This window comes from Psychrobacter coccoides (assembly GCF_017498085.1).
GTDB classification, from domain to species: Bacteria; Pseudomonadota; Gammaproteobacteria; order Pseudomonadales; family Moraxellaceae; genus Psychrobacter; species Psychrobacter coccoides.
Window position 1 is genome coordinate 1 of the sequence record NZ_JAGBKM010000021.1, and the last position, 10851, is coordinate 10851.

A 10851-nucleotide genomic window follows, 5' to 3' on the forward strand; every position below is an offset into this window, starting at 1 on the left:
CCGATGGGGATGAATATCTTTGTGATTAAGGCGGTGGCACCGCATATTAAGCTGTCGGAGATGTTTAGGGGGGTGGCGCCTTTTATTGTCTCTGACTTTGTCAGGCTGGCAATCCTACTCGCTTTCCCGGTGATCTCGCTAGGACTGCTGGGGGGATAGGGTTGAGTCAGTTAGCAGTATGGTTCTATAGAAACATACTGCTAGCAACACAGTGTTTAACAGTGTTTAAAAAAATATAAGGATATAGATAATGACTGCTTTTAATCATAAGCTAGTTATCAGTTCAGGGATGATGCTGACTGGAATGTCAGTCACACATGCGGCCACAGTGGCAAATGCTGTCTCTAACACTGATATACAAAAACAACCTAACGTCTTGGTTATCATGGCTGACGACTTAGGGTTTTCAGATATCTCTCCTTATGGCGGTGAGATTGAGACTCCTAATCTACAAATGCTGGCAGAAAATGGCGTGAGCTTTACTGACTTTTCAGTGACGCCCTACTCAGCGCCTTCTCGAGCGACTTTTTTAACCGGTTCTGATCCACATGAAGTTGGGTTGGGTAACTTAATTGAGCTTAGCACACCTGAACAAAAGGCTGATCCTGACTATGTCGGGCATCTTAATGACAAGGCTCTAACTATTGCCCAACGTTTACAGCAAGCAGACTATTATACGGTGATGTCTGGTAAGTGGCATCTCGGTACTAAACCTGAGAACGCACCCAATAAATGGGGCTTTGATGATTCTTTTGTTTACTTAAAAGGTGATGGTAATCATTTTAAGCGTGATAACTATCCAGATGGTCCAGATGGTGATCAACCATATCGGTTAAACGGTGAGTTGGTTGAGTTGCCTGATGATTTTTATTCATCGACGACTTTTGCAGATTACTTAATTGAATCTTTAAATAAACGTCCAGACAATACACCTTTCTTTGCCTATTTGCAGTTCACGGCCCCGCATTCTCCGCTACAAGCGCCACGTGAAGATATCGAAAAGTATAGTGGTTATTATCACGATGGGCCACGTGCTTTGGCTGAACAACGTTTTAAAAATGCTAAGAAACTAAACTTTATTCCTGACTCTGCCAAACAACCGACTATGGTAGGTTATCCATCATAGGACAGCTTTAGCGAGGAAGACAGACAAAAAGAGATCAAACGCATGCAGATCTATGCTGCTATGGTCGATAATATGGATGCCAATATCGGTAGGGTGGTCGATAATCTTAGAGAAAAAGGTGAGCTTGACAATACTTATATTTTCTTCTTCTCTGACAATGGTGCTGCGGGGAAATATCGTGAGACCGCAGGACGCTGGAAAGACTGGGTTAATAACGACCATGATAACTCGCTTGCAAATATGGGCAACTTCGATAGCTATGTATCGACAGGTACTGGCTGGGCTCAAGCATCTAATATGCCGTTTTCTCTTTTTAAAGGCTACACTTCAGAAGGAGGCGTGCGTTCTCCGTTAATCGCCAGTGGTCCTGGTATTCCTAAATCTACAGTATCCGATAAGTACAGTAACCTGATGGATTTAGCACCCACTATTTTAGATATTACTGGCGTACCAAAAACCACGCCAAAAGGTAAAGCTACTATAGATGGGGAGACCTTGATGCCAGCGCTTATGCAGCCGCAGCTTGGTGCACAGGGGCCTTATGAGCCTAAAGTACTGGAAATGAATGGCGCTAAAATGGTGCGCTTTGGAGACTTTAAGGCACTGGCAAACACCCATAGGTTTGCTGGATTGGATGCTGATGCTCTACCAACACAAAAATGGCAGCTTTATAATCTGGCTCAAGATCCAGGTGAAACTACTAATATCGCTGAGCAATATCCAAAAATCCTAGATAGCATGATTGCAAATTATAATGACTATGCGAAAAAGGTTGGTGTGGTTGAAGTATCGCCTACTAGCAAATAAACATAGTTATCTGATAGCAAACCCGAAAATTATACCTATCATAATCAATGATAAAGTCATGTATTGTGATAGGTGTATTTGGATTTTAAAGAGCCTGACTTATGAACCGTATTCCTACCGTACCTATAAATCCAAATACCTCAAATAACCCAAGCATATATCCTAAACTTAGAATCGCTGATAATGAGCAGGTCGCTTATCGGTTTCATACCATGCTCAAGCCAAGTGGCTCTGCTTGCAATATCAACTGTGACTATTGCTTTTATCTACACAAACAAGACCTGCTCAATCAACCTAAGCATCCACGCATGCCTGAAGCGACACTGGATCAGCATATTAGACAATACATTGAGGCACAATTTGGTGCCGAAGAAGTGGTGTTTACTTGGCAAGGCGGAGAGCCAACATTGATGGGGCTAGACTTCTTCGCCAGAGTGGTTGCGTTGCAAAAGCAGTATGCACCTGACGACATGATAATTTATCATTTAACGCCGTAAAACCCCGTCCTTCTAGGGCGTGGATATCAGGCGTCAGTTGTTGTCGCCCAGTATGGCGAACTCCTTGATAACCAAACACATTGAGATCATAATTACTCCATGAAAACGCTCAAACTACGCATCAAAGACAAACATGCCACTCAGCTCAATATCTTAACTGGGGCGGTTAATTTTGTCTGGAATTACGTTAATGAGCTTAGTTTTAAACACCTTAAGCGCACAGGTAAATTCTTTTCAGCCTATGACTTGGCCGCTTACACTAAAGGGGCGGGTGAATACCTGAATCTGCACAGTCAAACCTTGCAAGCGATTAGTGAGGTTCACGCTAAATCCCGTAAACAATTCAAAAAAGCCAAACTCAACTGGCGTACCAACAACCCAAAGGCCAAGAGAAGAAGCTTGGGCTGGATTCCGTTTAAGAAAACCGCTATTAAGCATATCAGTACGCGCCAAAGCGGTAAAAAGTCTCTAAAAACCACCCTACAATTCAGCTTAGCTAAAGGCAAAAAGCTGATCATTGACTTATGGGATAGCTATAACCTCTCGCTCTATACCATTAACACCTGTGAGCTGGTACAAGATGCACGAGGCAGGTGGTACGCCTGTATCACCGTCAAAGAATTTCCAAAAACTAAGTGTGGTACTGGCCAAGTCGGTATTGATTTAGGCTGTAAGGATTCAGCTGTCAGTAGCGATGGTGAAGTTCTAACCACTAAGCTGACCCATCAATACGCAGAAAAACTGGCCATCGCTCAAAGAGCCAAGAATAAAAAACGGGTTAAGGCCATTCATGCCAAGATTAAAAACACCCGCCAAGACTTGATCCATAAATTCACATCAAAGCTTGTCAAAGCCAACAGCTTAATCGTTGTTGGTAAAATAAAATCAAACTCATTCACTTCATCCAAACTGGCCAAATCCGTCTATGATGCTGGTTGGTTTGAGATTAAGCGGCAACTGGATTATAAATGCGCGAACGCAGGTTGCCACTATATCGAAGTCAATGAAGCGTACACCACCCAAACCTGCTCGTGTTGCGGCTCTCGCCAAGACAGTCCGAAAGGTAGAGAGGGTCTTGGTATAAGAGAGTGGTTTTGTCGTTCTTGTAAAACGACCCATCAACGTGACGTTAATGGAGCAAAAAACATTCTCGCGGTCGGGCTTGGCCGTCTTTAGTAGGTATCCCCTCACTTTAGGGAGGGGAGGAAGTCAAAATGATATCCAAACCAACGGCCTGCTATTGGATGATAAGTGGTGTCAGTTTTTAGCCGCCAATAACTTTTTAGTCGGTATCTCTATTGACGGCCCCAAGCATCTACATGATCGCTACCGCCGTACCAATAATGACAAACCGACGCATGATCTGGTTATGGCAGCCATTAAGCGCCTAAAAGCGTACGATATTCCTTTCAATGCATTGTGCGTCGTTAATGATGCAAATGCTAAAGAGCCTTTGGCTGTCTATCGATTTTTGCGAGATGAAGTTGCGCCGCGCATGATTCAGTTTTTGGCTGGGGTTGAACCGCTTGATTTTAAGCAAGTGGCGCCCTTGCATTGGCAGCCTGATTCGTTAAAGAAAATAGATGAGTGGGGAGCGTCAGTTGATGGAAACGAGACTGGCGACGTGGTAACGGCGTGGTCGGTTACACCTGAAGGGTGGGGCGAGTTTTTGACCACGGTTTGGCAGGAGTGGATAGAGGCGGATATCGGTCGTGTATTTGTTGATCATTTCGAAAACACCCTTTCGCAGATCCTTAATAAAGGCGCCCAAAAATGTACCACTGCTGCTATTTGCGGCAAGGCTCTAGCATTGGAGCACAATGGCGATTTGTATTGCTGTGATCACTTTGTCTATCCAGAATACAAGCTTGGCAACATTCATCATACTCATCAAGGAGACTTGGCTTTTAGCAAAAAGCAAACGCAGTTCGGCTATCTTAAACAAAGCACTTTGCCTGAGTATTGTAAACAGTGTGATTTTTTAACACTGTGTTGGGGCGATTGTCCTAAACACCGTTTTATCAAAACCCCCGATGGCGACGTGGGGCTAAGCTATCTCTGTGCTGGGCTAAAAATGTATTATGCTCAAGTGCGCTCAGATCTATCCCTTATTAAAACCAAATTAGGCTGGCATTAGTAAATATAGTGAGCAGCTTATTTGTGGACTTTTTAAACCATCTGATAACGCTCAGCGATCGCCAGTATTTTCTTGGCGATTTGATGGTGTTTACTTGCTGGGAGTTGTTCAGTCGTACCGATAACGGTAACAGCATATTCTAGCAACCTGTGGCTTTCTGGTAGGATGCTATTATCAGATACGTTAATACTGAGAGCGTCAGTAGGCTCGGCGGTCTGTGCCAAAAAAACAGGGATACTAATGGCATTGATCCCCATAAAAAGAACCCCCGTGACAGCCGCATACCCTTGTTTGCGAATCTCTGCTTGCAATTGCGTGAAATCTTGCCAGTTTGTGACCAGATCATTTTTTTGCGCAAGATGAGAGGATGGACTCTCGACTTTGTTTTGCCATTCGGTGGATACTAAGGGTTTGATGATGTTGTCAGGCTGATAACTGGCAAACAGCCTGCCAGTAGCAGAGGTGGTTAATGGCATGCGTGAGCCTATACGGGTGATGATGCTAATAGGGCTGTCAGGCTCCACCAGATGTATCACTACTGGCCCATCATTAAACCATTTGGCGATTTGCACCCCACAGTTTAGAAGATCTTTGATTTCGTTTGCAATAAGCTTTAGGCGCTCGAAGGTGTTGTTTTGATTAAAACCTGTATAGGCTAAGGCGCTCACTCGCTCTCCGACTTTATAACGACCATCATCAAGTTGACGAGCGTACTTTTTCCGAATAAGGCTCACTAAATATCGGTGTGTTTTAGCAGGATGCATTTGCATTGCTTGAGCAATGTCTTTTAGCATCATCGGCTCGTTATACTCGATGAGTACATCGAGTATGGATAGGCCTATCTCAAGTGACTGTATGCCGCCTTGGTTTTTACTTGTGGCAGTTTTTGCTGATGACATGGTGAGCCTTATTTAAATTTAAAAAACGATGTTACAAAGCATCTTCTTGATTACTCGGTTCTGCATCGATAAATGCTTGCAGGGTATGGCAATGCTTGTCAATGGCTTCAATGATAGGATAAGCGCTCATGTCTACCCCAAAGCGCCGTGCCGAGTATACTTGTGGTATCAAATAACACTCTACAAGCGTAGGACTGTCGCCATAACAAAAATCACCACGTTCTTTATCTTCAGCAAGCAGCTTTTCTAATGCCGTAAACCCATCGTTTATCCAGCGCTGGCACCAAAGCTTAACTTGTTCTTCTTCGACAGAAAGCTCGTTACGCAAATACTGCAAAATACGGCGGTTGTTGATGGGATGAATGTCACAGCCTATCATGGCACTCAACGCCCGCACACGCATACGTCCAGCACTGTCTTTCGGCAGCAGGGATGTATCAGGATAAGTCTCCTCTAGCCACTCTAAAATGGCAGGGCTTTGAAACAATTGCAGATCGTTGGTTTGCAGGACAGGGACAAGGCCTTGTGGGTTGAGCGCTTTAAACTCAGGCTCTAACTGCTGATCTTGGGCTAAGTTGACTGACATTGACTCATAGTCTAGCCCTTTTAAATTTAACGCAATACGAACACGATGCGAGGTACCACTACGAAAGTAGCCATATAGTTTCATTATCATCAATCCTTATGGTTATGAAAGTTTTGTGAGTAAAGTGTCGAAAGACTTAGATGTCAGTTCTTGGACGTTCGGAGTAAAGGCCGAGTTTCTTTTGAAAAGGAGATTCATCTGCCACAAAAACAAACGCCGGTGTGTCCTTGGTATTGGTCAAAGTGATATTGGCAAAGCAAGGGGCGCAGCTGGTATCAGAGTCTATCAGCTCGTGTCTGACGTCATCAACATCCACGATGATATCACCTTCTATCATATGAAGTATCATGGCACATGAGCGTCTAGGTAAACGTAACATTTTGACAAAAATCCGTTCTTTAACTCTTTAAAAGTTATGCACTGTAAATTTACACTATTTATAGTGAGTTACGCAATATGAAATATTTGATCACTAATAGTATAGTTAAAGTTACTTATATTTATAAATAAGGCTAAATCAATGATAAGTAGCAACAGAGAAAAGGGTGCTAGAAGATTAGACGCTGATAGCAATTACTTTTTATGATCGTTTTAAGATAGCCTAAACAAAGATTATCAAAAGATAAGCCTCTATAAAATAAACTCTAATAAATTGCCCCAGTATCTGGATCGACAATGATTTCTAACAAGTAGCTGCCAGATGCGGCTAAGGCAATACTTATTGCCTCGGCTAATTGTTCATGCTGACTCACGCGAGCGGCAGGACAACCCATACTCTCGGCCAGCTTTACAAAGTCAATAGCAGGTAAGTCAGTCCCTGGAATGGCTTCGCTTCCTGTAATCTTGCTAAATGAGCGCATTGCCCCGTAGCCAAAGTTATTGAGCACAATCACAGTGAGGGGCAGGTTTGATTGCACCGCCGTCCACAGTGCCTGAATTGAGTACATTGACGAGCCATCACCCACCACGCATATGACCCGTTTACTGGTAGCGAGCGCTACGCCAACCGCGGCAGGCAGGCCATAACCTAGTCCGCCACTGGCCATGGTATAAAAGCCACCTGTTTGGGTAATGGGCAAAAAACGTTGAATCGCGGGACGATGAGAGGGTGCCTCCTCCACGATGATAGCGTCGGCAGAGCGGGCGTTGGCAAGCACATCGATGGCATACTCGATGGGTATTGGCGTTGCTGCACTGACTTGTGGAGCCCGAGGGCGAATGGATTTGGTTATTGGCGCCTTGTCGCTCTGGGGTAGTTGCTCTATAAGTGCTTGAATGCTGAGTGCTACCGTACCGAACAAAGTCGTCGTTGCCGAAGCAAGTGCCGCATACATCGGATCATCGGTGATTTGGTATATTGCTACCTCAGAGTCAAACAGTGGCATCTCACCTGCCATGTGCAAGGTGAAGACAGGTGCACCAATCACCAAAACCACGTCATAATCAGCAAGTTTGGCTGAGAGCGGTTCTGGTAGAGCTGGCAGGAACCCTGCAAACTGTGGATGATCTTCAGGGAAGCTCGCTCGGCTAGAGTTGGGCGCTTCCCATACCTGCGCTTGCAAGCGCTCAGCGAGAGTAACTATCGACTCAAATGCACCTTGTCGGTCGATGTCTGATCCCACTACCAAAGCCAAGTTTTGACTGTGTGTTAAAGCGTTGACTAATTGAGCCATGGCATCTGAGCTTGGCGTGCTACCGCCAGTGACTTTTGAATAATTGGGCATGACGGTGGTTTTGTCCCAATCATCAGAGGGAATAGACACAAAGGTCGGGCCGCGTGGGTGCTGCATAGCGATATGATAAGCTTGGGCGATAGCTAAGGGTACGTCTTCGGCGCGCGCCGGCTCAATGCTCCACTTCACATAAGGTTTGGGAAATTCTGCGGCGTGCTCTGCGCCTAAGTAGGGCGCAAAAGGCAAGATACTGCGAGTTTGCTGTCCAGCGGTAATAACTAGCGGCGCATGATTGCGAAAGGCGGTGTAGATGTTACCCAGCGCATTGCCTAACCCTGCTGCTGAATGCAGGTTGACAAATGCAGCATTGTTCGTGGCTTGCGCATAGCCATCTGCCATTGCTACTGCAGAGGCTTCTTGTAGCGCAAGCACATAGTCGAAGTCTTCAGGAAAATTATTCAAAAAATTGAGCTCAGTTGAGCCAGGATTGCCAAATACCGTGGTCATACCCAGTTCACGCATCAGGCGAAAGGTGATTTGCTGGACGGTATTTACATTGTTAAAAGCGGGGGCAGATTCAGAGCGAGACATAGACAACATCCTTGTTGATAATGGGGTGGCAGTAATGAATTTGTATTACTAGATCTCTATTTTACTATAGCAAAATGATTTACCAAAAAATTAGTATTATCAAAGAAGCCGTCGGAGTCGCTGGCATCATTACCCCATGGAACTCGCCAGCGGCGTTGACTAACGCCCTTGTAAGGGTGCCAAAGTGTTGGTATGCGGCGGACCGATACGTGATGGTGAGCTTGCTAATGGCGCATTTTATCAGCCTACCTTGCTTGAGGTGGATGACAGCCAAGCGGACATCGTACAACAAGAAATCTTCGGTCCGGTGCTGACCTTGCAAGTCTTTGACACTGAGCGTGAAGCCATTGACATGGCCAATGCTACTGAATATGGTCTATCTGCTAGTATCTGGACAAGCGATTTAAATCGCTCTTTGCGTGTGGCCCGCGAAGTTGAAGCAGGTACGATTTGGTTTAACGACTGGGCGGTGATGCGAGATGAGTTTGAAGAGGGTGGTTATAAGCAAAGCGGTGTGGGCCGTCTACGTGGACAATCAACGCTAGAGGACTTTATTGAAGTGAAGCATATTGTCTTGCAGCCAGGTGTGGTTGAAGACTGATAACAGGTACTTTGATACTCTCAACGTAGTTATTGCTAGGGTCTATTGCTCATTCAAAGATGGTATGAGCGTCAGCTGTTTTTAGACAATATGTATCGATACCTGGTCTGCCTAGACCCTACATAATAGCTAAAGTTTTTGGTAGGTATGATTGGCGCACCCACAGGGACTCGAACCCCGATCGGTCGCTTAGGAGGCGACTGCTCTATCCTGTTGAGCTATAGGCGCACGGAGGAGTGGTATTGTAAAAAAAAGACGCTATAAAAGCAATGCATAAAGACTTCATGCATAAGACACGTCGCTACTTTCCATTACTGAGTGCGTCTGCTATCTCTACATCCCCTTTGCTGGTCTGCTGTTCATCTTGCGCCTTGGTTTGTGAGCTTGGGTTAAACAAATCATCCAAGCTGTTTTTATAACCTTCGATATTATCATAGTCATATTGCTTTAAAATATCCTGCCCCATACTCGAGAGTAAGAAGTTTCGAAAGCTGATAGCAGCTGAATTATCCGTTAAAATTACACCATCAACGGTACTGTTATCTTTGAGTGCATAGCTAAAAGGTACCAGCTGGCGGGCTTCTTGATTGTCATTTTTAGCGACCGGCTGAGTATTGTCATTGTCGTTGCTGACTTTCTCTATTTTAAACTCATCCAGCACTATACTGTCATCCGCACGAGTGCCAGCATTCTTTTGATTCTGACTGTCGTTCAACAGCGTTTGTAGTGGTGATAAATGCGCTTTAGACAAGCTGTCATTGGCCATAATGATGTCGGGATTGACAGAATAGCTTGGCCGTTGATGAGCAATATCATCCACGTCTGGTAGTCTCATTAAGACATTACTAGGTACATAGTGAGCGCTAACTTTTATATTTGGATGACGCTTTTCAAAGCGGCTAATGACATCATCCAAAGGTGTCTTTAAGCCATTTTCTGCTTGCAAGTGGAGCACCTCAACAACACTATCATCTGCTTTGTTTTCATCATTGACCACTTTATTACTGCGCTCATTAAAGGTAATGGGCAGTGGATCTATGTTTTTTTGATTGTTGCCCCATAACCATAAAAAAGCCCCGATAAATATGAGCAGTATCAGTAAGATTAGCATGGCCAATATAAGCTTATAGTCTTTCATGATACAGGGCTCATTTATCAATTCGTTGTTAGGGCGGTTTTTGTAGAGACAAACGGTTTAGAGTATCACCGTGAATCACTCAGTGTCTATTGAGCACTTCATTGGTCAGTTCTGTCAACATATCCGCAAAGATATCTGTACTTGCAGAAGAAGGTAGGTGTTCTGTGTCTGTTGCTACAACTACAGGCTGACTTGTCACGGTTCTTGCAGAGGAGGTAACAGGGCTACCTTCGAAAGTCGCAGGTGTTGCTGATTGGTGTGCGGCCAAAGGAGACTTGCCTTCGTTGAGCTGCTCTTTTAGCCATTCAAAACCATGAAACGCCCACCAAGATTCAAAGCGTGATAATGTAACGCCTCGCACAGCGTCTGGCAAGTTTAGGGTGCGCAGTGTTTGCGCCAATATAGGGTCTGTAAGCACTTGATTGCGGCTCAGATACAGATGGTTGGTATCACCATCATAGGGTTGTCGGCGCAGCCATGCTGCATGATCGATTTTCATGCGTGGTAATTGCCACAGTTCACCACGAAAATACACGACATATTGGCGTCTTTCAGGATTGATAAAGATAGCATCTATTGGACGTAGTGGCATAAATTCGGCGGTCTCGTTTTTTAAATTAAAGGCTAAGCAAATAGAAGTTGAAAAACCAAGACAAGACGACATTAGATGTCGCAAGCGCTCATAACGTCTCGGTAGCGTGCTGGTAAATTACTGTTATCAATGACACACTGTCTGTATAGAGCTATAGTCGCCTATTGAGCGCCGCTGTCATCTTAGCAGAAATACATAACAGGT

9 protein-coding genes, 1 tRNA gene and 2 pseudogenes are annotated in these 10851 nt (G+C 44.7%); 5 read left to right on the plus strand and 7 right to left on the minus strand.

Features of this window, described 5'->3' with window-relative positions; genetic code table 11:
* Positions 1–304 precede the first annotated feature (304 nt).
* The 4 genes and pseudogenes from J3492_RS13250 to J3492_RS10700 all read left to right on the plus strand — a co-directional run bounded on the left by J3492_RS13250 (position 305) and on the right by J3492_RS10700 (position 4567).
* Positions 305–1933, plus strand: a pseudogene (locus J3492_RS13250) (arylsulfatase).
* Positions 1934–2034: 101 nt separating this feature from the next.
* Positions 2035–2430: a hypothetical protein gene (locus tag J3492_RS10690; RefSeq protein ID WP_207992042.1), complete on the plus strand. Its 396-nt coding sequence runs from the start codon at positions 2035–2037 to the stop codon at positions 2428–2430.
* Positions 2431–2529: 99 nt separating this feature from the next.
* Positions 2530–3606, plus strand: a complete 1077-nt coding sequence (locus J3492_RS10695) for an RNA-guided endonuclease InsQ/TnpB family protein (RefSeq protein WP_207992043.1) — start codon at positions 2530–2532, stop codon at positions 3604–3606.
* The gene (locus tag J3492_RS10700) at positions 3563–4567 is read left to right on the plus strand and encodes a radical SAM/SPASM domain-containing protein (protein ID WP_207992044.1); all 1005 of its coding nucleotides are present in this window, start codon (positions 3563–3565) and stop codon (positions 4565–4567) included. The genes J3492_RS10695 and J3492_RS10700 overlap by 44 nt, the downstream gene beginning before the upstream one ends.
* A gap of 32 nt (positions 4568–4599) precedes the next feature.
* Here the strand turns inward: J3492_RS10700 and J3492_RS10705 are convergent, their stop codons facing one another.
* The 4 genes from J3492_RS10705 to mdlC all read right to left on the minus strand — a co-directional run bounded on the left by J3492_RS10705 (position 4600) and on the right by mdlC (position 8316).
* Positions 4600–5466, minus strand: coding sequence for an IclR family transcriptional regulator (locus tag J3492_RS10705; RefSeq protein WP_207992045.1), 867 nt, complete (start codon positions 5464–5466; stop codon positions 4600–4602).
* A 31-nt stretch (positions 5467–5497) separates the two neighbouring features.
* Positions 5498–6136, minus strand: coding sequence for a maleylacetoacetate isomerase (gene maiA, locus J3492_RS10710; protein ID WP_207992046.1), 639 nt, complete (start codon positions 6134–6136; stop codon positions 5498–5500).
* A gap of 52 nt (positions 6137–6188) precedes the next feature.
* Positions 6189–6431 carry a cupin domain-containing protein gene (locus J3492_RS10715; RefSeq protein WP_207992047.1) on the minus strand — a complete coding sequence of 81 codons (243 nt, stop codon included), beginning with the start codon at positions 6429–6431 and terminating at the stop codon, positions 6189–6191.
* Positions 6432–6696: 265 nt separating this feature from the next.
* Positions 6697–8316, minus strand: a complete 1620-nt coding sequence (gene mdlC, locus J3492_RS10720) for a benzoylformate decarboxylase (protein ID WP_243453226.1) — start codon at positions 8314–8316, stop codon at positions 6697–6699.
* Between the two features lie 172 nt (positions 8317–8488).
* On the opposite strand from mdlC, the pseudogene J3492_RS10725 reads away from it, so the two are divergent.
* Positions 8489–8917: pseudogene (locus J3492_RS10725) on the plus strand (aldehyde dehydrogenase family protein); the annotation flags it as partial.
* Positions 8918–9069: 152 nt separating this feature from the next.
* Here J3492_RS10725 and J3492_RS10730 read toward each other — a convergent pair.
* The 3 genes from J3492_RS10730 to J3492_RS10740 form a co-directional block, all read right to left on the minus strand.
* Positions 9070–9145 (minus strand) — tRNA-Arg (locus J3492_RS10730).
* Positions 9146–9218: 73 nt separating this feature from the next.
* Positions 9219–10055, minus strand: coding sequence for a type 2 periplasmic-binding domain-containing protein (locus tag J3492_RS10735; protein ID WP_207992050.1), 837 nt, complete (start codon positions 10053–10055; stop codon positions 9219–9221).
* A gap of 79 nt (positions 10056–10134) precedes the next feature.
* Positions 10135–10647: a hypothetical protein gene (locus tag J3492_RS10740; protein WP_207992051.1), complete on the minus strand. Its 513-nt coding sequence runs from the start codon at positions 10645–10647 to the stop codon at positions 10135–10137.
* Between the last annotated feature and the right edge of the window lie 204 nt (positions 10648–10851).

What these genes read in the sequence shown, in the direction of transcription:
- J3492_RS10690 (WP_207992042.1), top strand. Translation starts at nt 2,035, where the DNA reads ATGAACCGTATTCCTACCGTACCTATAAATCCAAATACCTCAAATAAC.
- J3492_RS10695 (WP_207992043.1), top strand. Translation starts at nt 2,530, where the DNA reads ATGAAAACGCTCAAACTACGCATCAAAGACAAACATGCCACTCAGCTC.
- J3492_RS10700 (WP_207992044.1), top strand. Translation starts at nt 3,563, where the DNA reads ATGGAGCAAAAAACATTCTCGCGGTCGGGCTTGGCCGTCTTTAGTAGG.
- J3492_RS10705 (WP_207992045.1), bottom strand. Translation starts at nt 5,466, where the DNA reads ATGTCATCAGCAAAAACTGCCACAAGTAAAAACCAAGGCGGCATACAG.
- maiA (WP_207992046.1), bottom strand. Translation starts at nt 6,136, where the DNA reads ATGAAACTATATGGCTACTTTCGTAGTGGTACCTCGCATCGTGTTCGT.
- J3492_RS10715 (WP_207992047.1), bottom strand. Translation starts at nt 6,431, where the DNA reads ATGTTACGTTTACCTAGACGCTCATGTGCCATGATACTTCATATGATA.
- mdlC (WP_243453226.1), bottom strand. Translation starts at nt 8,316, where the DNA reads ATGTCTCGCTCTGAATCTGCCCCCGCTTTTAACAATGTAAATACCGTC.
- J3492_RS10735 (WP_207992050.1), bottom strand. Translation starts at nt 10,055, where the DNA reads ATGAAAGACTATAAGCTTATATTGGCCATGCTAATCTTACTGATACTG.
- J3492_RS10740 (WP_207992051.1), bottom strand. Translation starts at nt 10,647, where the DNA reads ATGCCACTACGTCCAATAGATGCTATCTTTATCAATCCTGAAAGACGC.